Here is a 23,975-nt window from a genome sequence, read left to right as displayed (position 1 = left end):
CTGTCTACCCAAGAGCGATGGTTCAAGCCTTGGCCCGCGCATGCTGGCTGATGAATGCTTCCACCGCCTTCAGCTCGGGTTCCAACAGGTCGAAGTGCTCCTCCCTACTCATCAGATCTCCCATCCATGATGGAAGCGCCGGATGAATTCCGCAAGCAGATTCTACGGCTGCCTGGAACTTGGCCGGGTGCGCGGTTGCTAGTGTCACCATGGGGCTGGTGCCCTTGGCATTCTTGGAGGCTACGAAAATTCCCGTCGCCGTGTGCGGATCGAGCAGGTATCCGGTCTCGGCAAGCGTGGCGCGAATGGTCTCGGCTACCTGTTTCTGCGTCGCCCGACCGGCCTTGAATTCGCGGCGGATGGTTTTCAGCGCCTCCGGCTGAATCTCGAAGGCACCTGATTGACGCAGGCCCGACATGGCCGAACGAACCGCTGCCGAATCGCGACCGTAGGATTCGAACAAAAGCCGCTCGAAGTTCGACGAGATCTGGATGTCCATGGAGGGCGAGGTGGTGGCGACCACCGGCTTCATTTCATAGCGGCCCGTCTTCAGCGTGCGTGCCAGAATGTCGTTATCGTTGGTGGCGATTACCAGCCGATCGATCGGCAGACCCATGCGCTTGGCGACATAACCGGCGAAGATATCGCCGAAATTGCCGGTCGGAACCGTGAATGAAACCTTGCGGTCCGGCGCGCCCAGCGAGATGGCGGAGGTGAAGTAGTAGACCACCTGCGCCATTATGCGCGCCCAGTTGATGGAGTTGACGCCTGACAGCTGCACGCTTTCGCGGAAAGGCACGTCGTTGAACATCGCCTTCACCAGATCCTGGCAATCGTCGAAATTGCCGTGAACGGCAACGGCATGCACGTTGGCGTGTCCCGAGGTCGTCATCTGCCGCTGCTGAACAGGCGAAACCTTGCCATGTGGGAACAGAATGAAGACGTCCGTACGCTCGCGTCCGGCAAAGGCGTCGATGGCCGCGCCGCCCGTATCACCCGAGGTCGCGCCGACGATTGTCGCGCGCTCGCCCCGTTCGGCCAGTACATAGTCCATCAGCCGGGCCAGAAGCTGCATGGCCACATCCTTGAAGGCGAGCGTCGTGCCGTGGAACAGTTCCAGCACGTAATCGTTCGGTCCCACCTGCACGAGCGGCACTATGGCCGGATGCCGGAAAGTGGCATAGGCCTCGTTAATCATCGTCTTCAGCGCTTCAGCGGGGATTTCGTCGCCGGTGAAATGGGAAAGAACCGCGAAGGCCACATCCTGATAGCTCTTGCCCCGCAAATTGCGGATTTCCTTTTTGGAAAGCTGTGGCCAGGTTTCCGGCAGATAAAGGCCGCCGTCGCGGGCAAGGCCTGCCAGCAGGGCATCGCGAAAACCAAGAGCGGGCGCATCACCACGTGTAGAAATATATTTCAAGACCGTATTCCTGAGCACAATCCAAGAGGCGCCGGAGAGACCGGCATGGCTTGGAAATATCGTTGTCACTACCGCCTTCTCACCTCATCCGCCGCAAACTCATCTGCGACAAGTAAAATTCAGCTGGAATGCCAATCGATTTTTCCGTTGGGCGCTGGTATAGACCATCAAAATTTGCCGTGAAAGCCCGGAATGCGTATTCATGCAGCGTATTCGGGACCGTTCAGAAGAAAAGGGTCGCAGTCACGTGTCTGGCAAGCAATCGCTCAAGTTTCTCCCGCTCGCGCTTCTCGCAATCCTCGCAGGCTGCAATTCGTCTTCACCGGTATCGGGCCTTTCGCTGGGCTCCTCTGCGCCGCCCGCCGCAGCTGCTACAGGGCCCGTTGTCGTGCAGGCCTATTGCCCGCAGGTCGTCATGCTGGAGCAATCGGCGATCAAGAACGCCTATGCGGGCAATGCCAAGGATGATCCGGCCAAGCTCATCTATCGCGCTTCGCTGTCAGAAGCCACGCGCGCCTGCACCGCCAATGACACCACGCTGACTATTCGCGTACAGGCACAAGGGCGCGTGGTTATCGGCCCCGCCGGCAAGCCTGGCCGCATTTCCCTGCCGATCAATGTCGAGGTCATCGGCGAAGGCGACAAGGTTCTGTATTCGCAAACGCAGAGCACCCCGGTCGATGTCCCGGCGGAAGGTGTCGCGCAGTTCCTGTTCGACAAGGCGGATGTCTCCATTCCGAACCAGTTGGGCGGCGTTTCCACCTTTACCCGCGTTCGCATCGGCTTCGAGGATGCCACGGTCAAGAAGTCCGGCCGCAACAAGCGGTAAGGTCTTGCACATGTGAAAACGGGTTCGATCGCCTCAGGCAATCGAACCCGTTTTTGTTTTCGGTGTCATAAAGGTCGAATTCAGATGGCACCCGCCCATTCGCCAAGCGCGGCAATGGTTGCAGGCAGGTCGCTCATGCGGGAAATCACCGTTTCGGCGCCGGCATCCGTCAGCCGGTCAGCATGGCTCGGATAGGTGTGCGATGCGCCGGTGAAGCCAATCACCCGGCAGCCCGCGGTAATGGCACCGTGAATGCCATGCACGGAATCTTCCACCACCACGGCGCGGGAAGGGGAGACCTTGAACGTGTCCAGCGCATGCAGGAAAATGTCGGGCCGAGGCTTCACCTTGTCCGGTCCAAGATCCTTGGCGGAAAAGATGTGCGGGGCGAAGTAGGGTTTCAGGCCAACCTTGGTCAGCATCATGTCCAGCCGGTGGCTGGAGGAGTTGGAGCAGATGCAGGCCTGGGTCGAAATCCGCGACAGCGCCAGCTTCACGCCTTCGATCACCTTCACATCCCGCTCCAGCCGCTGGTCGAGCAGCTTTTCCGACTTGTCGAGCAGCGAGGCGGAGAGGGGAATGTCCACTTCCTTCTCTATGGCCAGAAGAATGTTCTTCCAGGTCATGCCCGCGAAGCGTTCGCCCATCTCCTCGACTGAGATCGGATAGCCTGCTTCCGTCAGCAGACGGGATTCGACCTGCGCCGCGATGATTTCCGAATCGACCAGAACGCCGTCGCAGTCGAAGATGATAAGATCGAATCCACTCATGTCAGTCTTTGCTCAAAATTTCCGGGGGTGTCGTCCTCCTACACGAGCACCAGGAGGATAACAATCCGGCCCTGCGCATAGCTGCCAATCACGCGTGCTTGACGAAAATCAGGTTCTGTTGGTCGCGACCATTTACCATGTGTCGTCCGCAGGCAGACGCATTTCTCGCAATTTTCGGATCTTCTTCAGTGTTTGGTAACCAAACTGGGTAACCATAACAGTCAGTAAATGTATCCGAGTAAGCGTTAGCGAGTATCAGATGGCATCCGTTCTTCCGCTTGTGGACCTGAAGCAGCAGGTTCGTCCCGATTCCTGGATCAACAGCATCATCAAGGGCGATTGCGTTGCCGCACTCGAAGCTCTGCCGGACCATTCGGTCGATGTTATTTTCGCCGATCCGCCCTATAATCTTCAGCTCGGTGGCATGCTGCATCGTCCCGACCAGTCCCTGGTCGATGCGGTTGATGACGAATGGGATCAGTTCGAAAGCTTTGGGGCCTATGATGCCTTCACCCGCGCCTGGCTTCTGGCCTGCCGTCGCGTGCTGAAGCCGAACGGCACGATCTGGGTCATCGGCTCCTATCACAACATTTTCCGCGTCGGCTCCATGCTGCAGGACCTGAACTTCTGGCTGCTGAACGACATCGTCTGGCGCAAGACGAACCCGATGCCGAACTTCAAGGGCCGCCGGTTCCAGAACGCGCATGAAACCATGATCTGGGCCAGCCGCGATGCCAAGGCCAAGGCCTACACTTTCAACTATGATGCGTTGAAGGCCTCGAACGACGATGTGCAGATGCGCTCCGACTGGCTGTTCCCCATCTGCAGCGGTGGCGAGCGCCTGAAGGGCGATGATGGCAAGAAGATCCATCCGACCCAAAAGCCGGAAGCACTGCTCGCCCGTGTGATCCTCGCCTCCACCAAGCCGGGTGATATTATCCTCGATCCCTTCTTTGGTTCGGGAACGACAGGCGCTGTCGCCAAGCGCCTGGGCCGTAACTTCGTCGGCATCGAGCGCGAGCAGGATTACATCGACGCGGCCTCCGCGCGCATTGCCGAAGTAGAGCCGCTGGGCAAGGTCGAACTGACCGTCATGACCGGCAAGAAGGCGGAACCGCGCGTAGCCTTCAACACGCTGGTGGAAAGCGGCCTTATCAAGCCCGGTCAGGTTCTCACCGATGCCAAGCGCCGCGTCAGCGCAATTGTCCGCGCCGATGGCACGCTGGTGTCAGGTGGAGAGGCTGGCTCCATCCACCGCCTGGGCGCCAAGGTACAAGGGTTTGATACCTGCAATGGCTGGACCTTCTGGCACTACGAGGAAGAAGGGCGTCTGCGGCCTATCGACGATCTCCGCTCTGTGATCCGCAGCAATATGGCGCGTCTGGATTGAAAAAATCACATGGCTCCCGAGCGTCTTGAAAAGAGTTCGGGAACCAATTTCGCCGTATTGTCGTTTTTAGGTCAACTGACCTCATTGACGAAGACCGATCCACCGCCTCGTTGATGAGCCCTTCTTCCTGGGATTGACCTCCAGCCGGAGGAAGGAACAAAACGCCCGGTCCTTTTCCCTCAAGGACCGGGCGTTTATTGTTTGTGCAATTATCTTTCGCGAATATCGAAATGTCGCTCAATACCGGCTGTGATCCGAAACCAGTCGGATGCACGGTTACGGGTCTGGTGCGCTTCGAAAGCGGCCTGATCAACAAAGATTTCCGAAACGAGCAGCCGTCCGGCAATCTCTGTGCACTCTACAACTTCGAACTTGAGGCAGCCGGGTTCGGCCAGCGTGAGTTCCACATGCTTCGGCAGTGCGGACAGCACATCTTCCCGCCGGTCGGGCGGTATATCCAGATAGCCATCGAGATAGATTTTGGCTGCGCTCACTTCGCCACTCCCTCAAACACTGAAGCCATTTGGTGTCAGCTCAACCTTTTTCGCGACACGATTACCGCCAGAAAGGCTGAAGCCACACCGAAGCCGCAAGTACCTGCCCAGCCCCACAATGCATATGCCGCGCCCCCAATACCAGCGCCAACCGCGCCCCCAAGCAGCATTGTTGCCATGAAGACGGTATTCAGTCGACTTCTCGCGGCGGGGTCGAGCGCATAGACGCGTGCCTGACTTGCGACCTGCGAGGATTGCACTGCAAGGTCCAAGATCAGAATGCCGACCATCAAACTGGGGATAGACTGGCGGGAAAATGCGAAGATGATGAAGGCGAGGATCACGGACGTAGCGCTGACAGAGATCACCGCGGCTGGCCCGCGCCGATCCGCGAACCCTCCCACAATCGGTGCAGCAAGAGCACCCGCCACGCCGACCAGCGCCAGAACGCCCACAGCGGTGCCGCCTAACTGGTAGCGCGGCTCGGCCAGTAGCAAAGCGAGATTTGACCAGAAGGCTATGAAGGCTGCAAAGATAAGAAATTGGACTGCGACGGCTCGCCGGAGGACACTATGTGTTTTTACCAGTGTCCAAAGGGATCCTAGCAGACGTGGGTAAGTCAAAGTGGTCGTCGGTGGAACTTTGGGTAGCCACATTGCCAGCGCGCCACCTATGACGATCATGATTGCCGCTGCGAACCAGAACACGAAGGACCAACCCCAAAGGTCGGATATTGTACCGCTTATCGTGCGGGCGATAAGGATGCCGAACAGAATGCCGCCTGTTACTTTGCCGAGAATACGTCCGCGCTCGGTCGGTGGCGCCAGATGAACGGCCAAAGGAACGATTTGTTGCGCCACCGTGGCAAATAAGCCAATCGCCAGACTGGCTATTGCAAGCCAAATAAAGCTCGAGGCTAGAGCGGCTCCTATGAGTGCGATGACCAGGGCGCCGATGGTGAAGAGAATGAGAGACTTGCGCTCGATCCGATCCCCCAATGGAGCAAGGAACAGAACTCCGAGTGCGTTGCCGATCTGAGTCAGCACCGGCACGAGCGTGACAGTGCCCGCAGTCAGTGCGAAATCGGCTGTCAAATGGGCGAGGAGCGCCTGATTGTAATAGCTGTTGGCGACGCCCGCACCCGCAGCTATCGCCAGAAGGCGCACGAGGGCAGGAGAAACGAAATCTGATTGGGAATGATTTGTTTGCATGCCAGCAAACGAACATTGCGAGCTGGCTGATACAAACCATATCTCTTGCCGAATGGTTTAGTTCAACTAAAGTCACCTCATGACTTTGAATGTTTCTCTTGGTGCGGTGCGCACCTTCATTGAAGTGGGCCGTCAGGGCAGTATCAAACGCGCTGCGCAACAATTGAATGTAACGCCCGGAGCCGTAAGTCAGCAGATGAAGGCCTTGGAAGCGCGCTTCGGCGTCCAGCTCTTTGAACGGAGAAATCGCGAAGTGAAATTGTCGACGCAGGGCTTGCGACTTTTCGACAAACTCAAATCGGGCTTCGAGCAGATCGAGGCTGCCTTGCAGATGTTCGAGGTTAGAGGGCCTCGATCCAGATCGCTCGTGGTCAGTACGACGCCATCCTTTGCCTCCTGCTGGTTAACGCCGCGCCTTGGCCGCTTCGCCAACCAACATCCCGATATTGATATCCGGCTTGAGACTTCGGCGCAGCTCGCGGACATGACAAGCGGCATGGTGGACGTAGCGATACGACACGGCTGCGGGACGTATCCCGGGCTCGATGCGGCGTTGCTGTTCACGCCGCGGCTCGTGGCAGTTGCAAGCCCATTGCTCCTTGACGATTGCCCTTTGCCATCCCCGGCCGACTGCCTGCGATATCCGCTCCTGCAGGATCGCGACCGGGCAGACTGGTCGGCGTGGTTTGCAGCGCATGGCGTGAAACCCACCAAGTACGCGATGAAAGGACTCACCTACGCCGACGACGCATTGTTGATCCAAGGCGCCATTGCCGGGCAGGGCCTCGCTATCGTGCGTGATGTCTATGCCGCCTGCGCTCTTGAAGCCGGAAGTCTTGTGCTGGCTGTCAACGCTGCAGTGCCGACGCAAGCCAAGTATTTTGTGGTGGCGCAATCGGGCAGGGTCGCCGTGCCCAAAATCGCTGCATTCAGGCAGTGGATCCTAGATGAAGCCTCGATTGCACCGATGCCTTTTCAAGACAATGATAGACTAGGTCTCTGACTTTGCAAATGCCGGGTCTCGTACACGTCGGAACAGTGGCCCTTTCCCTCAAACACTGAAGCCATATCGCTGCAGATCGGCCCTGAGCGTGTCGATGCCAATAAATTGCACCGCCTGCCAACCGGCCTTTTTCGCACCTTCCACATTGATCGCCGTATCGTCAATGAACAGCGTTCTTTCCGGAACAAGCCCGAATGTCGCGGTGTGCAGCCTGTAGATCTCGATGTCCGGCTTGATGAGCCGCACTTCGCCCGAAACGGTCACACCGCGCGGTCTGTTGAGAAACGGATACATCTCGCGCGCGTGGCGAAAGGTGTCGGCGGCGAAATTGGTCAGCATCGTCACGTCGTGGCCCTGCTCGATCAGGCTCTCCATCACCGCAACGCTGTCATGATAGGCGGGAGCCACCATTTCATGCCAGTTCTTTCGGAAGGCGCGGATATTGTCCGCATGGTCCGGAAACTTCTCGATCAGTTCCGCTTCGGCCTCTGGCCATTCGCGGCCACGGTCCTGTTCCATGTTCCAGTCATGGGTGCAGACATTTTCGAAGAACCAGCGCCGCTCGTCCGCATCGGGAATGATCCGCTGGTACGGAATCGTCGGATCCCAGTGGATCAACACCTTGCCGATGTCAAAAACGATGTGGTCGATGGGCGTGGTCATAGATTCTTCCTCCTGAAATCAAATCGGTCTATTTAAATCGATTTGAATGCGTTCGGAAGGGCTGTTGCGATGACTTTTTTCATAACCGTAGGAAGCGCCTGCGTTTCAAGCTTATCGACCTTCTCCCACCATCCGTGAGTGTCCGGCTGCTTTTTCGTCTTAGCCCGATACACGGTCAGCCGCAGTTCGAAATGTGTGAAGACGTGGGTCACGACACCAGCCTGCTGCCATTCGCCGGGGAAGGGCGCATGCTCCGGCGTCGTGCCGCCATCCAGCCGTGCTGTCCACGCGGTGGTTGGAACCTCGGTCATGCCGCCCAGCAGGCCGCTTTCCACGCGCCGCCGCAGCAGGATCTCGCCACCTGCCGTCACCGCCACGAAGGCGGCACCCTGGCGGATCGGCTTTTCCTTCTTGGCGGCCTTCACCGGGAAGTGCTCCGGATCATGCGCCTTCAAGGCTAGACAGTCCGCATTGAACGGACAGAGCGCACAGGCTGGGCGCTTGGGTGTGCAGATCGTGGCGCCGAGATCCATCATGGCCTGGGCGAAATCGCCTGGTCGGCCAAGCGGAGTCAGGTCCTTCACCTTCGCCTTCATCAACGGCTTCGAGCCGGGCAGCGGATCAGAAATGGCGTAGAGGCGAGAGATGACACGTTCCACATTGCCGTCCATGACGGCCGCCGGACGGTTGAAAGCAATGGCGGCAACAGCGGCGGATGTATAATCGCCAATTCCCGGCAGCGCGCGAAGTCCCTCTTCGGTATCCGGAAACGTGCCGTCATGCTCTCTGGCAACGGTTTCCGCGCATTTCTTGAGGTTTCTGGCCCGTGCGTAATAGCCAAGGCCTGCCCAGGCAGCCATGACATCGTCGCTGGGAGCGCTGGCCAGATCACCCACAGTTGGCCACTTTGCCAGGAACTTCAGGAAATAAGGCTTGACCGCCTGCACGGTTGTCTGCTGGAGCATCACTTCCGACAGCCAGATATGGTAAGGGTCTGCTCGCTTGCCTGTCAGGCTTTCGCGGGGGGTAACGCGCCAAGGCAGTTCGCGATGATGGCGATCATACCAGGAAAGCAGTTTGTCGGAGAGAGACGTGTCGGCTGTGGAGTGCATATCGGCGGGACTATCCATCCTGTTCGACCTCAGAGATAAGGTGCATCGAGTTTGAAGCCAATGGCGGAGCAGATGGATTTACCGGTCCTCCTCATCAATATCGACCGTGCGATCGAGCGCAGGCTGTTGATCGAAGGGCAGGCGGAGAAGCTTGGCATCAGGCTGGAGCGTGTTGCTGGCATCGACGGAGCCAAGGTTTCGCCGGAACAATGGGTGGATGCCGACCGTGATCTGTTTCTAAAGCGCAACGGTCGCCCACTGATGACGGGCGAATATGGCTGCTACAAAAGTCATCTGAAGGCGTTCCAGCAGCTTGTGGAAAGCGGAGCGCCCGCTGCCCTCATCATCGAGGATGATGTGGCTCTCAGCGAAGACCTTATTCTGCGAGCTCAGTCCGTGGCAGCGACGGTCGAGGATGGTTGCGTCGTGAAACTGGTCAATCACCGAACGCTCGCCTTTCGCCACCTTTTTACCACGCCGATGGGAGATCGTATCGGCCTGTCCCGGTTCGGACCGCAAGGTTCTGCGGCTTGCTACCTGCTGACGAAAGGCGCGGCGCAAAAACTGCTGGAGCCGCTCCGGGTGCAATCCTTGCCGTTCGATATGGCGCTTGAGCGAGTCTGGCACCATCGGGTGCCGGTCTATACAGCAGAAGAGTCATTTCTGGAGTTCGGCGACCTGCGATCGCAGACCTTTATTGCAAGCCGCGCAGACTATAAGCAGCAAAAGCAAAAGGGTCTCGCAAAGATACCAACGCATGTATTTCGTGTTAAGGAAGCCGTCCTTCGCGCAATGCAAACACTTTTCTAATCGAAGCGATGGCAATAGGGTACAAGAGACCTGAAAGCGGCCAAAAACCTTGATCGAACATGAGGATTGATCGGATCGAATGACGTTCAAACGCATATTGCTGGCGCGCCGTCGCATCGATCCATGGGTCCTGGCCTTTGCGATGTTTTCCGTCGCTCTTTATCTGCCGACGGCGGTTGCCATGTGCGCGCTGTTCGGGGCAACTGGCATCTATGTTGCACTGTCCAACCAAAGGCGACTGCGCGCTTATCTGGGTAGTCCCCTTGGCGTGATCTTTCTCTACATCTTCTGGGTCGTCCTGCTTCTGGGCGTGCGTGGCGAGTGGCAACTGGACAACCGCCAGCTCGGCTTCATGGGGCTTCTGCTCGGCTTCAGCTTTATTGCATCCGGTCTCTGCCTGGTGCGTCAGCCTCTACGTTGGCTGGTGCTGGGCGGTCGCGTTGGCACCTGGGTCGCGCTGGTTGCAGCGCTCTTTGCAAGCCTGTCCTTGCAGACGGCGGCGGATCGCTATGACGGCGGTGGAAACGCGGCCATCGTGGCATTGCTCGTCGCGCTGGCGGGCATTGTCGCAACCATTCCGGTGGAAAGACCCTGGCGCTACCTGCCCAACGGACCCTTCTACCTGCTCCTCGCGATTGTTCCGGTCTTCCTGTCGCAAACGCGTGCCATCGTTCTTATCCTGCCGGTCCTTTTCCTCGTCGAATTTGCGATCTGTTCCCTGAAATGGCGACCTCGCTGGCGCAACAGAGCCTATGCGGCAGCAGCACTTGGCCTTGTGGCGCTCTTCATGGCGCCGCCTGTCCACAGTATGCTGATCGATCGCTTTGCGACGGTCTATGAATATTATGTGGGCGGCGACAAGGCACACAACATGGATTCCGGCAATATCCGCCTGGCGCTTTGGAAAGCTTCTGCAATCGTCATCAGGGAACATCCACTCGCCGGTGTTGGCCTGCGGGATACCTTTGCCAACCTGGAGCGCGTCGCAGGGCCGGATCTGCATTACATCGCCGGTGGCAAGCACGTACACAATTTCCTACTGCAGGAATTGCTGGCCAACGGTTTTCTGGGACTGTTCTTTCTCGTCGCCAGCTTTGCCAGCGTCTTCTATATGACGCTTCGCCAGAATTGCAGTTCGGCGGTGAAGCGATCCGTGTTCTATTTCTATGGAACGGTCATGGCATTTGGCATGTTGCATGATCCCTTCTATCACGAGCAGTGCCTGGCAACCTCAATGCTGTTCCTCGCGGTCCTCATCGTGCAGTTCCGCCGCTGGAACCTGCTCACGCCCGCTGCCCGAAGGGCCATCTGAGCCATGGCCCGCAAACCCGTACCCTTGCAGATTGCTGAAATTGCCAACAGCCTCATGGACCCTGTCCTGGCGCGGCGCGCCGGCATTTCTACGGCACTGCTGGGATCTTGGGATGAAATTGCCGGTGAGGAGTTTGCCGAATGCACGCGGCCGGAAAAGATCGCTTGGCCGCGCCGCGATGGCTCGGAAGGTGAGGGCGGCCACAAGGCAGGCGTCCTGACCATTGCCTGCGAAGGCGCCCGTGCTTTGTTTCTCAGCCATGCGCAGGGCGAACTGATCGACCGCATCAACGGTTTTTTCGGGTTTCCTGCCATCCGCCAGATCCGGATCGTGCAGAAGCCGGTCTCGGTTGCCACACGTTACCGCCGCAAGCCGCAGCCATTGCGCGGCGATGCCGCCAGACGCCTGAACGACATGATGGACGGGATCGAGAACGAAGCCTTGCGCAAGGCGGTGGAGAGGCTTGGCACTGCAGTCCTGCAGCCGAAAAAGGCAACGCGGCGATAGATGTTTGCCTGCAGATCCAGAGCATTTCCGGCAAACTCCGGGTCAGTTCTGTTTCTCGATTGGCGCGTGCGATCCGGTGGTGAAACGGGCGCTTTTTGCGCCGATACCGGCGCCGAGCCACTCGACCGTATCAAAGGATATGCCCTTCGTGTCTCGGCTTGATCTCGTCACAAAATCGCTCCGTCAGACTGACCCTGAGTTTACCGGATGCACTCTAACACTCAGCTTCGGTTCATCTTTTCTCTGTCACGTTTGGTTGAGAAAAGAACATTCGCCTTGCGCGCCGCCTTGTTCTTGCAGCAAGGGCGCGATACGTGAAGCAACAAAGTGTGTTTATCTTCAATAGGTGCTATGATGCCGTTCAGCCTACCGCAAACCACCCGTCGCCAGCTTATGGGCGGCGTTGCCGCAACCGCAATCGGTGTGCCGCTTCTGGGCGCGTCTGCCGCATTTGCGGTCAATCTGCCGGAATCCTCCGGCAAGGTGGACATGGCAAAGGTTCTGCAGCCCGGCGCATTGCCGGAAATGGCGCTGGGCGATGAAAAGGCCAAGGTCACCATCGTTGAATACATGTCGATGACATGCCCGCACTGCGCGCATTTCCACACCACAACCTTCGAGCCGATCAAGCAGAAGTATATCGATACCGGCAAGGCGCGCTTCATCCTGCGCGAGTTCCCGTTCGATCCGGTCGCGACCGCTGCCTTCATGCTGGCCCGCTGCAACCCGGCCAAGCCGCAGGAAATGGCGGATGCCAAGAGCTACTACGCCATGGTTTCCATGCTGTTCAAGCAGCAACGCGCCTGGGCGGCTCCGGCCGATGGCAATGTTCGCAATGCCCTGCTGCAAATGTCCAAGATGGCCGGTTATTCACAGGAAGGCTTCGAGGCCTGCTTGACGAACCAGAAGCTTCTCGATCAAGTGAACGCCACCATGAAGCGCGGTGCGGAAGAATTCGGCGTGAATTCAACGCCAACCTTCCTGATCAACGGCAACCGTTACTCCGGAGACATGTCGGTTGAAGCCATGTCGGCGCTCATCGATAGCCTGCTCTGATCCGATCGCAATTTCTAAAGCGGATACGGATCGCTCATCCGTGTCCGCTTTTTTCTGTCTGCCCGCAGGTGGTGCATGAAGTTCACCAAACTGCGCCTTGTCGGCTTCAAATCCTTCGTCGAGCCGACCGAATTCATCATCGAACCGGGCCTCACCGGCGTCGTCGGTCCCAATGGATGCGGCAAGTCCAACCTGGTGGAAGCGCTCCGCTGGGTGATGGGTGAAAATTCCTACAAGAACATGCGTGCCTCCGGCATGGACGACGTTATCTTTTCCGGATCGGGAAATCGCCCCGCGCGCAATTCGGCGGAAGTGGGTCTCTACCTCGACAATAGCGATCGCACCGCGCCCGCCGCTTTCAACGATGCCGATGAGATCCAGGTCTCGCGACGGATCGAGCGCGAAAACGGCTCCGTCTACCGGATCAACGGCAAGGAAGCCCGCGCCAAGGATGTGCAGCTTCTGTTTGCCGATGCCTCCACGGGCGCCCGCTCGCCCTCCATGGTGGGGCAGGGCCGGATCGGCGAGCTTATTCAGGCAAAGCCGCAGGCGCGTCGGCAATTGCTGGAAGAGGCAGCAGGCATTTCCGGCCTGCATTCAAGGCGCCATGAGGCCGAGCTTCGGCTGCGTGCTGCCGAGACGAATCTGGAGCGGCTGGAGGATGTCACAACCCAGTTCAGCAGCCAGATCGAAAGCCTCAAGCGTCAGGCCCGTCAGGCCAGTCGTTTCAAGATGCTGTCTGCCGATATCCGCGAGCGGGAGGCCAAGCTCCTCTACATCCGCTTCGTGCAGGCGCGGGATGCGGAAAACGAGGCAACGCAGGCGCTGAATGCCGCGACCTCTGTTGTTGCTGAACGCGCCCAGAGCCAGATGGAGGCTGCGAAGGAACAGGCGATTGCCGCGCTGAAGCTGCCGGAATTGCGCGAGATGGAGGCCAAGGCCGGTGCCGCGCTTCAACGCCTGCAGATCGCGCGCAGCCAGTTGGAGGAAGAAGCGGGCCGTCTTCTTCGCCGCAAGGACGATCTCATGCGCCGCCTTGCGCAGCTTGCCGAGGATATCCGTCGCGAAGAGCAGCTGATGGCGGAAAATGCCGCGGTGATCGAGCGCCTTGATGCGGAAGAGCAGGAACTGACGGAGCTTCTGGCGCAATCCGGCGAGGAGGCGGAAGAACTCCGGCTGGCCTATGAGGACGCAAACGCACGTCTGGCCGAAAGCGAAAGCGAATTCGCGGCCGTTACCGCCGAGCGTGCGCAAGTGGCCGCAGAGGTTGCGCAGCTGGAAAGGACCATCCGCGAGATCGCCGATCGCCGCCTTCGTCTCGACCGCCAGCGCAGCGATGCAGCGAGCGAGCTTGAAACACTCGATGACAGACTGTCCGAACTCAGCGACCCGGCGGAACGCCGCGAAGCGGTAGAGGCGGCGGAGTATGCGCTGGAGGAGGCGGCAGCCTCTATCGAAGAGATCGAAGTGGCGCTGTCTCAGGCCCGCCAGCGGGAAATGGTGTCCCGCCAGCCGGTCGAGCAGGCGCGCGCGCACCTGAATGGACTTGAGACGGAAGCCCGTACCATCCGCCGCATGCTGAGCGCCAGTGAGGCAAGCGGTGCGTTTACCTCGGTGGCGGAAATGATCCGGGTCGACCGCGGCTTTGAGGTCGCTCTTGGCGCTGCACTCGGCGACGATCTCGATAGCGCACTCGAAGAGGCCGCACCGTCGCACTGGCTGCGCCTGACAAACGCCGTCGAGGCACCGGCGCTGCCGGATGGTGCAGAACCCATTGCCCGCCACGTGACCGCGCCGCCGGAACTGGGGCGTCGACTTGCCCAGATCGGCGTCGTAGACCAGCCGACTGCGAAGGCTTTGCAGGCGAGCCTGAAACCCGGCCAACGCCTCGTGACGAAGCAAGGGGCCGTCTATCGCTGGGACGGGCATGTCACTGGCTCGGAAGCGCCGAGTGCTGCAGCTCTTCGGCTTGCGCAGAAAAACCGGCTCTCCGAACTGGAAACCGAGATCGACGATGCGCGCATCGAGCTGTCGGAGGCAGAAAGCCTGAGCCTTCAGGCAGGGGAGGCCATCAAGACTGAAGAGGCGCGGCTTGGCGAGGCGCGCGAACGCCTGCGGCATCTTCAACGCAGTGTTTCGGAAGCGCGCGAGGCTCTGGCGCAGGCAGAACGGGCTGCGGGCGACCTGATGCGCCGCCGCGCCGTCGCCGAAAACGCCCTTGCCCAGGTGAGCGAGCAGATAGAGGAACTGGCCGCGCAGGACGAGGCCGCCCGTGCCGAAAGACAGGACGCGCCGGATCTTGCCGATCTCGATAGCCGTCTGGCGCAACATCAGTTGACCGTGGCGCAGCATCGGGCAGAGCTTGCGGAAGCGCGCGCCCGCTATGAGGGTCTGTCGCGTGATGCGGATGCGCGCCGCCGCCGTCTGTCGGCTATTTCCGCGGAGCGCACGAACTGGCAGGGCCGCGTTGCCAGCGCTGAAGGTCATGTCGCGACACTGCGGGAACGTGAGGACGAAGCCCGCGAAGAAATGGCCGAACTGGATCTCGCTCCAGAGGAGTTCGAGGACAAGCGCCGCGCCCTGATGAGTGAGTTGCAGAAGGCGGAAGAGGCGCGTCGCACCGCTGGAGACGCTTTGGCTGAGGCGGAAACCCGCCAGCGTGAGGCGGACCAGCGTGCCGCAACCGCGCTTGCGGCCCTGGCCGAGGTGCGTGAAAAACGCGGCCGTGCGGAAGAGCGCCTCGTTTCCGCGGCAGAGCGTCGTCACGATGCGGAAAATGCAATTCGCCAGGCCCTGTCCGTCGAGCCGCATGAGGCATTCCGTCTTGCAGGCATCCAGCCGGGTTCCGCCCTGCCGGACATGAATGCCGTGGAGCGTGAGGTGGATCGCCTGAAGATGGAGCGCGAGCGGCTGGGCGCCGTCAACCTGCGGGCCGAGGAGGAGCAGAAGGAACTGTCGGACAAGCTTTCCGCGCTGGTCAAGGAGCGCGACGACATCATCGATGCCATCCGCAAGCTGCGATCTGCCATCCAGAGCCTGAACCGCGAGGGACGCGAACGCCTGATTGCCGCTTTCGATGTGGTCAACGGCCAGTTCCAGCGCCTCTTCACGCACCTGTTCAACGGCGGCACGGCGGAACTTCAGCTCATCGAAAGCGATGACCCGCTGGAAGCAGGCCTCGAAATTCTGGCCCGTCCGCCGGGCAAGAAGCCACAGACGATGACGCTGCTATCTGGTGGCGAGCAGGCGTTGACCGCCATGGCGCTGATCTTCGCGGTCTTCCTCACCAACCCGGCACCCATCTGCGTGCTGGACGAGGTGGATGCACCTCTCGACGACCACAATGTCGAGCGCTACTGCAACCTGATGGACGAGATGGCCGCATCGACGCAAACCCGCTTCGTCATCATTACCCATAACCCCATCACCATGGCGCGCATGAACCGGCTTTTCGGCGTCACCATGGCGGAGCAGGGCGTATCGCAACTGGTATCGGTTGATTTGCAGACGGCGGAGCGTCTTCGGGAGGCTGTCTGATGAAGCGCTTCGGTCTTGCCCTTTGCGCATTGATCCTTGCCGTCTCACAGCCCTCGGAAGCCGAGGAAGTAAAGTCAGGCCGTTTCCTGCATGAGGTCGTTGCTTCTTCTCAAGCCCATCGGGAAAGCCTTCAGCAAATGCTGCGCAAGACACAACGGCTTCCGCCCTGGGTGCGCAACATGATTACAAACCCGCTTTATGTGTCTGGCGCGTCCACAGCGGTGACGATTGCCGAAAAACCTTTCGAACTCTTTGGCGCCTGTCTGGTGAGACTTTGTCCACAAAGCCATCTGCGCATCCTGTTCACGCCGCAGGGAAAGATCGTCTCCATGCGTGTTGTCGATGAAAAGATGGGCGAGATTATTATGGGTGAGCCCGATGCCGATCAATTGCTGCAACTGTCAAAACCGGGAATTTGATCGGCGAAATCCGTGCAGTCGGAGATCCACAGTCATCAGGCCGGTGTCAGCTTCGTCGTCAAGAGACGACAGTGCAGGATTGTGTCGAATGAAACCGATCAGAGTGGAACGAGGATCAAAAAGATTGTGCCTCACAAACAGATCGTCAGGTCGAACTGCGCTTTGGATTGCGATAATCCCGCTGTGATCTGATAACGCTATCATTTCGTATCGACAATGTGCGACAATAAGCTAACCTCTGGAACGCAAAACATGATTTGCAATTAAGGTTATCAGCAAAATCTAACGGCCCGTGTGAATTAGATACTTTCCATAATGATTGAATTGCATATTCTTGTTTTCAGTTGAATGGGTTCAAGTCTACCCGGATCATTATCCGGATAAAGACCCCCCGGCCGGTTTCCTGTACCAGCCGGAAGACTTTGCGGGGCCGGAGCAGGCGGCCCCGCAAAGTCTGCTAATATTTAAATTTCATGCATCCCAGAAACTTATACTTTAGAATTACGTGTGCCGCCCTGCCGATGCCCAAAAATCCGTAAGATCTGTCGCAATATTGCTGCAATGCAGCATGATGCTGCCATTCCCCCGTTTCCAAGTCACCGTAACTGCGGTAAATGCTTGGGAAAAAAGAAGCAGTTCATGCTCGGGGCTGGAGGAGAACATGGCGACGAAGTGGGTTTACCGGTTTGGAGATGGCGCGGCAGAAGGCGGCGCGGCCGATGTCGCATTGCTGGGCGGCAAAGGGGCAAACCTTGCCGAAATGGCATCGCTCGGGCTGCCTGTGCCGCCCGGAATGACGATCACCACGGAAGCCTGTCTCTTCTTCTTTTCGAAAGGCAAGACGCTTCCACAAGACCTGCAGAGCCAGGTTCTCTCGGCGCTTTCCGACATGGAAAGGATCACGGGTCGCACCTTCGGTCAGGGGTCCCATCCGCTTCTCTTGTCTGTCCGTTCCGGTGCACGGGCGTCGATGCCCGGCATGATGGATACGGTGCTGAACCTGGGTCTGAACGACCAGACGGTGCAGGCGCTCGGCCACGATAGCGGCGATGCGCGCTTTGCCTGGGACAGCTATCGCCGTTTCATCCAGATGTATGGCGATGTCGTCATGGGGCTGGATCACGAGGTCTTCGAGGAGGTGCTGGAGGACGAGAAGGCGCGCCTCGGTCACGATTACGATACGGAGCTTTCTGCCGTAGAGTGGCAGCATATCGTTTCCCTCTACAAGCAGGTCATCGAGGAGGAACTCGGCGAAGCCTTCCCGCAGGATTGTCATGTTCAGCTCTGGAACACCATCAAGGCGGTGTTTTCCTCCTGGACGAACACGCGCGCGGTCACCTATCGCACCCTCCACAAGATCCCGCATGACTGGGGAACCGCGGTCAATGTGCAGGCCATGGTGTTCGGCAATCTGGGTTCCACCTCGGCAACGGGCGTTGCCTTCACGCGCAATCCGTCCACGGGTGATAACAGTCTCTACGGCGAATTCCTGGTGAATGCGCAAGGTGAAGATGTGGTCGCCGGCATCCGCACGCCTCAAAGCCTGACGGAGGAGGGGCGCATTGCCAGCGGTTCTGAAAAGCCCTCCATGGAAAAGCTGATGCCCGAGGCGTTCGCCGAATTTCGGGACATTTGTCATCGGTTGGAAGCGCATTATGGCGACATGCAGGATGTCGAGTTCACGGTGGAACGCGGCAAGCTCTGGATGTTGCAAACCCGAAGCGGCAAGCGCACCACACGGGCCGCGATGAAGATTGCCGTGGATCTGGTGGATGAAGGCGTCATAACACGCGAGCAGGCCATCTGCCGCATCGATCCACCCTCTCTCGATCAACTGCTGCACCCGACCATTGATCCGCGCGTTGAGCGCGTGGTGCTCGGCTCTGGCCTTCCGGCCTCTCCGGGGGCGGCAAGCGGCGAGATCGTCTTTACGGCTGAAGATGCGGTGGATGCCGAAGCGGAAGGCCGCAAGGTCGTGTTGGTGCGCATCGAAACCAGCCCGGAAGATATTCACGGAATGCATGCGGCGGAAGCAATCCTGACGACGCGTGGCGGCATGACGAGCCATGCGGCAGTCGTTGCGCGCGGCATGGGCATCCCTTGCGTGGTCGGTGCAGGTGGCCTGCGCGTCGATTTGCGCAATGAACTTCTGATCGGCCCCGGCTTCACCTTGAAAAAGGGCGATGTGATCACGGTCGACGGTTCTTCCGGCCAGTTGCTGAAAGGCCTGGTGCCAATGATCCAGCCGGAGCTCTCCGGCGATTTCGGCCGGTTGATGGCCTGGGCAGATGAAACCCGGCGCATGGCGGTGCGCACCAATGCCGATACGCCGCAGGATGCGCGCGCGGCCCGCTCCTACGGTGCCGAGGGCATTGGTCTGTGCCGCACCGAACACATGTTCTTCGAAGGTGGCCGCATTCATGTGATGCGCGAGATGATTCTCGCCGAGGACGAGGCCGGACGCCGCGCAGCGCTGGACAAGCTGCTGCCCATGCAGCGTTCCGACTTCACGGAACTCTTCACCATCATGTCCGGCCTGCCGGTTACCATCCGCCTGCTGGATCCGCCCCTCCACGAGTTTCTGCCAAAAAGCGCGGAGGAGATTATCGAAGTGGCCGCGGCAATGGATATGGAACCGGCGCTTCTATCGCGCAGGGTGGAGGCGCTGCACGAATTCAACCCGATGCTGGGCCATCGCGGCTGTCGCCTCGCCATATCCTATCCGGAAATCGCGGAAATGCAGGCGCGCGCGATTTTCGAGGCTGCGGCTGCTGCGGCACGCGAAACCGGTGCGCCGGTCGAGCTGGAAATCATGGTGCCGCTTGTCGGGCTTCGCTCTGAACTGGATTATGTAAAAGCCTGTATCGACAAGGTCGCGGCCGACGTTTCGAAAGAGACGGGCCTTGATATTGGCTATCTGGCCGGCACCATGATCGAGCTTCCTCGTGCTGCTCTGCGCGCCCATGTGATTGCCGAAACGGCGCAGTTCTTCTCCTTCGGGACCAATGACCTGACGCAAACCACCTTTGGTATTTCGCGTGATGACGCCGCAAGCTTCATCCCGACCTACCAGCGCAAGGGCATCATCGAACAGGACCCCTTCATTTCGCTGGATTTCGATGGTGTGGGCGAGTTGATCGGCCTTGCCGCCGAGCGGGGTCGCAAGACAAGGGCCGACCTGAAACTGGGCATCTGTGGCGAACACGGCGGTGACCCGGCCTCCATCCGCTTCTGCGAGCAGATGGGTCTCGATTATGTCTCATGCTCACCCTTCCGCGTACCAATTGCCCGGCTGGCGGCGGCACAGGCAGCTATAGAACAGCGCTAAAACAAGGGCTTAAAGCGTCAGGAGCGAAGCGGGACGATCCCGCCAAGCTTATTATTTCTTCATAATGCAACATTAAGTTGTTGCGCAAGGCTGAGGTATTACGCGATACGCGTACTCGATAGGCTTCATATCATCGACATTTGGTATCAAGCCATTCGCAAACTTCCAGTTGCTGACGACTTCTGAAAGATGTATTCGAATTTTTAATCAGTAGGCTGTCGAAAGCGCAGAGAAAAGTAGAATATAATCATTCTTCGATATGCATTCATTAATTTATATTTTCTGAATTTCTGATTTATATTTGAAAATTATCAAATCAAAAAATGAATTATATTTCATGTTCAAATTTTTTCTGTTTTCCGGGCTTCAGGTCGGAATGTTTCATGGTCCTATTATCGATGTCTTCTATCTTTCGCACGGGCTGACATTTAAGCAAATTTTTTTGATTCAGGGGCTGCATTACGTTGGCAAGCTTCTGGCGAGCATTCCGGCGGGCATGTTTGCGGATCGGTACCGGCGCAAGTCCGCGCTGGCTATTGGCGCGTTTCTGGTTGCTATCAGCTATTTCGGCATAGGGATTGGAAGCGGGTTCGCCTTCTTTGCGGCCATGGAAATATTGGCGGGCATTGGTCGTGCGTTTCTGGCAGGTCCGGAATCGGCCTATCTGTTTGACGAATTGGAACGTGCGGGCCGACGCGCTGAGTACGAATGGCTCGAATCGCTGAATTACTCCGTCGTCAATGGCACTCTGATTGTCGTCTTTCTTCTGAGTGGCCCCTTCGCATCGATTGCCTTGAACCTGCCATACATCCTGAGCGCGATCACGCTTTTCGTCGCTACAGCTGTGGCGCTCACTCTGCCGGAAGGGCGTGAATGCTCGACAGCCGGAGAAGTCAGGCAGCCCGTCCCAGTTCACCTTGCCCAAATGCTGGGTTCGTTCCGCACCGTGACAGGTATCATCCTGCGCTCGGATACGCTTCTGTTTGCAACCATTCTCAGCTGCGCCTTCGTGCTGATCCGTGAGTTGAACTATTTGACGGAGCAGCCGCTGCTGATCGCATTATCCTTTCCATTCCATCTGTATGGAGTTCTGCCTGCCGTCGGTTCCGCGCTCTGGGCGGGCTCATCCTGCCTCGCTCCTTTTGTCATGCGGCGTTTCGGCCAGATCGGCAGTAACCTGCTTTTGGCATCCTCCGCCTTTGGATTGGCCTTCGCACTGACGATTGTTCCCGTCAGCTATGCATCCATTTCCATCTACGGCGCCTTTTACATCTTCTATGGATTGGCAGAGCCGATCATTCGCATCGTCAGCAATAGCAGCGTACCCGATGCACGAATGCGCAGCACGGTTCTCGCGTTCCAGGCCAGTATTTCGCTGATGCCGTTTTGCCTCGGCGCCTCAGCCTATGGACATCTGCTGGACCAGAAGCCCCTGACAAGTGGCTTCGCAAGCCTGACTGTCATAGCCTGGCTGGCATTGCTCACAGTGTGCCTCTGGTTTCTGCGCCTCCGCCTCCGCTCGGCTCGCTTCACACAGCGTGTCTGGAACTTCAGGCGAATATTCCTGGCCGGTGCGCGCTGAAAACCTGGCCTTGGCAAGGTTCAATATTTGCCAGTGCCAGTCTCAGTGTCAGTCTCGGTTGACGGCTCGTCCCTGACCAAAGGCGTGTATGCTATGGATACCGTCCAGCCATGCAGTCATCCCGTGGAAACTTGCGGCCCAGGTCGGCAGCGTCTGGCCGAAGTTCCAGGCGCGTTCGCCAAGATCCTTCAGGGCGCAAGCCGTGGAAAACAGGTGGTCGATGTGGTCGGCCATCCTTGATGCATCCTCTGCCGGTGCCTGCATAATCCCTGCCTTGGCCCAGGTGGATACGGCACCCGATGCAGTGCTCACCACCGGCACGCCGTGGCGCAGGGCTTCGGCAATGGCCATGCCATAGCCTTCATAATGGGATGCCGCCACATAGAGGTCGGTCTTGTGCCACAACTGTTCGAGTTCTGTATCACCGACATTGCCCAGGAAGTGGAATCGATCAGCCAGTCCCAGCGCGTCCGCCTTTTCCTGCAGCCGCAGCAGATGGCCCGGATAGCGGGAAGGATCGCCCGCTACATTCCAGGTCCAGCCGGGGGTTTTCAGGTGGCTGGCAACGTCCAGAATATAGTCGTAGCGCTTGCGCGGGATGACGGCGCCAATGGAAAGAATGCGCGGTCCGCCATTGGCGGCATAGTCGCCAATGGCCGTCCGCATCACGGGATCATTGCCCGGCACTGCCGCATGAATATGGTGCGCTGAAAAACCATACTGCTGCTGAACGTACCGCGCTGTTTCATCCGAACTCACGAGAAGCGCATCGGCCCTGCCCAGGCTTGCCCGTTCCGCCTCGAACAGGCGTCGACCCTTTTCGTCGCTGCCTGTTCCATGTTCCATGACATCAGAATGGTGAAAAATGGCGACAATCGGATGCGGCATCTGGCGAAACAGTTCCAGCAGGCGCCCGAGATACACATGGTCCATCAGAAGAAGCGTGTGGGCGGGAAGCGCGGCAAGCCGCCTTGCCAGGGCTGCGCGCTCATCTTCGGGAACCATGGGGAACCCCTGCTCAAGGCAATGCGTCTCAAGGTCAACGCCCTGTTCGCGCAGCACCTGTACAAGGCGGGAATTGTAGACATATCCCCCCGTTCTGACCGCGTAATCCGAACTGGTGATGTAGAGCACAGGTCTGGCCATGGCGCTGTCCACTTTTCGTGTTTCCTGCTGCGTCTTACGTTAGAAGGAGGCGCCACGATCAACCACTTGTCAAATATTTATCCGGCGCGGTGGTCAGTTCTGGTTTTGCATGCAGCGCAGCAAGGCCGGACTGCCCGGCTCGAAACCGTAGCCGAGGCAGGTGCGCTCCGCCGCCGCGCGGCGTGCCTCGGGGCTCAGGCTCTGGCAGCTTGCGGCAAGGCTCAGCGTCAGCCCCAGGCACAGGGCTTGAACCAGACGAAACATTTTCTGCATTTGCGGTTTCATGATGCGGCTTCCGGATGACGTGCTTTGATGAATGTCTTAATAGAAGACATGCCCATGTCGAGCAAAAGCAGCACGAACAGTTCAGCAGAAGGCTCGAAAAGGAAAAATTTCTCAATGACGGTGCGTTTCGTTCGTCCGGTGTCCTCTTCGGCCTATCTGGCAAAGAAAATGGCGTGGAGCTCGCTGTTGCTGCTGGCCATTGCTTTCGCGGCACACCGCTTCGGCCCGTTGACGACGCCGAGCTTCCTGGCCGTGGTGATCCTTTGCGCGGTCTTGGGTTTCCTCAGCATACCGCTTGCACTGCATGGGCTGGTGCAATTGTGGACCATGGGCGCGCAGGGCGGGGTGGCCTCTGCCAGGGCCATGCTGCTGGCTTTGCCCGCGATCGCGCTCCTTGCTGTCGGCATGTATCTCTCGGAAACGCGCCCCCCGCTTTTTGATGTGACGACGGATATTGCCGATCCACCTGCTTGGCAGAAGCAGCCAGTGGCCGATCAGCTGTGGCTTTCCCAGCCCACATTCGTCAGTCCGGCATCGCGAGAATTGCAGGAAGAAACCTATCCGGGCATTACCAGCCGCCGTTACGAAGGCGCACTGGACCGTGTCTATGATGCCGTCATCAAGGTCGCGGCGGCAAATCGCATCAAGTTCGACAAGGACAAGCTCGCCAAGGGGCAGAGCCAGAAAGCCAAACCGGCCGCTTCCAGAACGCCCCAGTCTGGAGCCGGTGCCAACGGTGCGGCCAGCTCGGCTGCAAATCCGGCAGTCAATCCTCCGGCAACGGATGCCGCGCCGCCCGTGCCGGATGTGGTGCCGATTCCGCTGCCTCGCCCGTCGCCCGCGCTCGCCTCCCTCTTGCCGCAGGCGCAGGCAAAGGGCGACCTTTCGCTTCAGGGATCGATGCGCACTTTCATTCTCGGCCTGCCTTTCGATGTGGTGATTCGCCTTCGGGAAGAGGAGAAGACGGTGCTTGTGGATATGCGCGTGGCCAGCCGCTACGGCTCGCATGATCTGGGCTTGAGCGCCGGTATCGCGCAAACCTACCTGCGCGCGCTGGATGCCGAACTGCTGGGCATCGCGCCCGAATAGTTCGGAGCCGGA

General features: G+C 58.7%; 21 protein-coding genes. 12 read left to right on the top strand and 9 right to left on the bottom strand.

Features of this window, described 5'->3' with window-relative positions:
* Positions 1-22: 22 nt before the first annotated feature.
* The gene (gene thrC / locus E8M78_RS13235) at positions 23-1,420 is read right to left on the bottom strand and encodes a threonine synthase (protein WP_137135471.1); all 1,398 of its coding nucleotides are present in this window, start codon (positions 1,418-1,420) and stop codon (positions 23-25) included.
* A 202-nt stretch (positions 1,421-1,622) separates the two neighbouring features.
* Between thrC and E8M78_RS13230 the strand changes: the two genes are divergently transcribed.
* Positions 1,623-2,249 (top strand): PilZ domain-containing protein, encoded by a 627-nt coding sequence (locus tag E8M78_RS13230; protein WP_246658313.1) that lies wholly within the window; start codon positions 1,623-1,625, stop codon positions 2,247-2,249.
* 80 nt (positions 2,250-2,329) lie between these two features.
* On the opposite strand, the gene E8M78_RS13225 is transcribed toward E8M78_RS13230, so the two are convergent.
* Positions 2,330-3,019 carry an HAD family phosphatase gene (locus E8M78_RS13225; protein WP_137135470.1) on the bottom strand — a complete coding sequence of 230 codons (690 nt, stop codon included), beginning with the start codon at positions 3,017-3,019 and terminating at the stop codon, positions 2,330-2,332.
* 259 nt (positions 3,020-3,278) lie between these two features.
* Between E8M78_RS13225 and E8M78_RS13220 the strand changes: the two genes are divergently transcribed.
* Positions 3,279-4,409 (top strand): site-specific DNA-methyltransferase, encoded by a 1,131-nt coding sequence (locus tag E8M78_RS13220; RefSeq protein WP_137135469.1) that lies wholly within the window; start codon positions 3,279-3,281, stop codon positions 4,407-4,409.
* A 209-nt stretch (positions 4,410-4,618) separates the two neighbouring features.
* On the opposite strand, the gene E8M78_RS13215 is transcribed toward E8M78_RS13220, so the two are convergent.
* Together E8M78_RS13215 and E8M78_RS13210 are read right to left on the bottom strand one after the other, a co-directional pair.
* Positions 4,619-4,903 (bottom strand): putative quinol monooxygenase, encoded by a 285-nt coding sequence (locus E8M78_RS13215; RefSeq protein ID WP_137135468.1) that lies wholly within the window; start codon positions 4,901-4,903, stop codon positions 4,619-4,621.
* A 35-nt stretch (positions 4,904-4,938) separates the two neighbouring features.
* The gene (locus E8M78_RS13210; protein ID WP_137135467.1) at positions 4,939-6,114 is read right to left on the bottom strand and encodes an MFS transporter; all 1,176 of its coding nucleotides are present in this window, start codon (positions 6,112-6,114) and stop codon (positions 4,939-4,941) included.
* Positions 6,115-6,193: 79 nt separating this feature from the next.
* Here E8M78_RS13210 and E8M78_RS13205 point away from each other — a divergent pair, with 79 nt between their 5' ends.
* Complete coding sequence (locus E8M78_RS13205; RefSeq protein WP_137135466.1) at positions 6,194-7,117, top strand: LysR substrate-binding domain-containing protein; 924 nt, start codon at positions 6,194-6,196, stop codon at positions 7,115-7,117.
* Between the two features lie 48 nt (positions 7,118-7,165).
* Here E8M78_RS13205 and E8M78_RS13200 read toward each other — a convergent pair whose 3' ends face one another.
* Positions 7,166-7,780, bottom strand: coding sequence for an HAD family phosphatase (locus tag E8M78_RS13200; RefSeq protein WP_137135465.1), 615 nt, complete (start codon positions 7,778-7,780; stop codon positions 7,166-7,168).
* 32 nt (positions 7,781-7,812) lie between these two features.
* Positions 7,813-8,892: an A/G-specific adenine glycosylase gene (mutY, locus tag E8M78_RS13195; protein WP_137135464.1), complete on the bottom strand. Its 1,080-nt coding sequence runs from the start codon at positions 8,890-8,892 to the stop codon at positions 7,813-7,815.
* Positions 8,893-8,964: 72 nt separating this feature from the next.
* On the opposite strand from mutY, the gene E8M78_RS13190 reads away from it, so the two are divergent.
* The 3 genes from E8M78_RS13190 (at position 8,965) to E8M78_RS13180 (ending at position 11,521) form a co-directional block, all read left to right on the top strand.
* Positions 8,965-9,702, top strand: coding sequence for a glycosyltransferase family 25 protein (locus E8M78_RS13190; RefSeq protein ID WP_170973421.1), 738 nt, complete (start codon positions 8,965-8,967; stop codon positions 9,700-9,702).
* Positions 9,703-9,781: 79 nt separating this feature from the next.
* Entirely contained in the window at positions 9,782-11,014 is a 1,233-nt protein-coding gene (locus E8M78_RS13185) for an O-antigen ligase family protein (protein WP_137135462.1), read from the top strand.
* 3 nt (positions 11,015-11,017) lie between these two features.
* Complete coding sequence (locus E8M78_RS13180; RefSeq protein ID WP_137135461.1) at positions 11,018-11,521, top strand: DUF721 domain-containing protein; 504 nt, start codon at positions 11,018-11,020, stop codon at positions 11,519-11,521.
* Positions 11,522-11,563: 42 nt separating this feature from the next.
* Here the strand turns inward: E8M78_RS13180 and E8M78_RS24050 are convergent, their stop codons facing one another.
* The gene (locus tag E8M78_RS24050) at positions 11,564-11,692 is read right to left on the bottom strand and encodes a hypothetical protein (protein WP_281405066.1); all 129 of its coding nucleotides are present in this window, start codon (positions 11,690-11,692) and stop codon (positions 11,564-11,566) included.
* A gap of 183 nt (positions 11,693-11,875) precedes the next feature.
* On the opposite strand from E8M78_RS24050, the gene E8M78_RS13175 reads away from it, so the two are divergent.
* From E8M78_RS13175 to E8M78_RS13155, 5 genes are all read left to right on the top strand, one after another.
* Positions 11,876-12,577, top strand: a complete 702-nt coding sequence (locus E8M78_RS13175; RefSeq protein ID WP_137135460.1) for a DsbA family protein — start codon at positions 11,876-11,878, stop codon at positions 12,575-12,577.
* Positions 12,578-12,652: 75 nt separating this feature from the next.
* On the top strand, positions 12,653-16,114 hold the full coding sequence (gene smc, locus E8M78_RS13170; protein ID WP_137135459.1) for a chromosome segregation protein SMC: 3,462 nt from the start codon (positions 12,653-12,655) through the stop codon (positions 16,112-16,114).
* A complete protein-coding gene (locus tag E8M78_RS13165) occupies positions 16,114-16,533 on the top strand; it encodes an Ivy family c-type lysozyme inhibitor (RefSeq protein WP_137135458.1) in 420 nt (139 codons plus the stop codon). Before smc ends, E8M78_RS13165 begins: the two co-directional genes overlap by 1 nt.
* Before the next feature lie 661 nt (positions 16,534-17,194).
* Positions 17,195-19,861, top strand: a complete 2,667-nt coding sequence (gene ppdK, locus E8M78_RS13160) for a pyruvate, phosphate dikinase (protein ID WP_137135457.1) — start codon at positions 17,195-17,197, stop codon at positions 19,859-19,861.
* A 337-nt stretch (positions 19,862-20,198) separates the two neighbouring features.
* Positions 20,199-21,443 (top strand): MFS transporter, encoded by a 1,245-nt coding sequence (locus tag E8M78_RS13155; protein WP_137135456.1) that lies wholly within the window; start codon positions 20,199-20,201, stop codon positions 21,441-21,443.
* A 48-nt stretch (positions 21,444-21,491) separates the two neighbouring features.
* Here E8M78_RS13155 and E8M78_RS13150 read toward each other — a convergent pair whose 3' ends face one another.
* Both E8M78_RS13150 and E8M78_RS13145 read right to left on the bottom strand, forming a co-directional pair.
* On the bottom strand, positions 21,492-22,589 hold the full coding sequence (locus tag E8M78_RS13150) for a glycosyltransferase family 4 protein (protein ID WP_137135455.1): 1,098 nt from the start codon (positions 22,587-22,589) through the stop codon (positions 21,492-21,494).
* Between the two features lie 93 nt (positions 22,590-22,682).
* Complete coding sequence (locus E8M78_RS13145) at positions 22,683-22,874, bottom strand: hypothetical protein (protein ID WP_137135454.1); 192 nt, start codon at positions 22,872-22,874, stop codon at positions 22,683-22,685.
* A gap of 114 nt (positions 22,875-22,988) precedes the next feature.
* On the opposite strand from E8M78_RS13145, the gene E8M78_RS13140 reads away from it, so the two are divergent.
* The gene (locus tag E8M78_RS13140; protein WP_137135453.1) at positions 22,989-23,963 is read left to right on the top strand and encodes a DUF1499 domain-containing protein; all 975 of its coding nucleotides are present in this window, start codon (positions 22,989-22,991) and stop codon (positions 23,961-23,963) included.
* Positions 23,964-23,975: the final 12 nt, after the last annotated feature.

This window comes from Rhizobium sp. FKY42, from assembly GCF_005222835.1.
Lineage (GTDB): Bacteria > Pseudomonadota > Alphaproteobacteria > Rhizobiales > Rhizobiaceae > Neorhizobium.
Note: the sequence above shows the minus strand (reverse complement) of the source record. Positions and strands in the feature narration are given on the sequence as shown.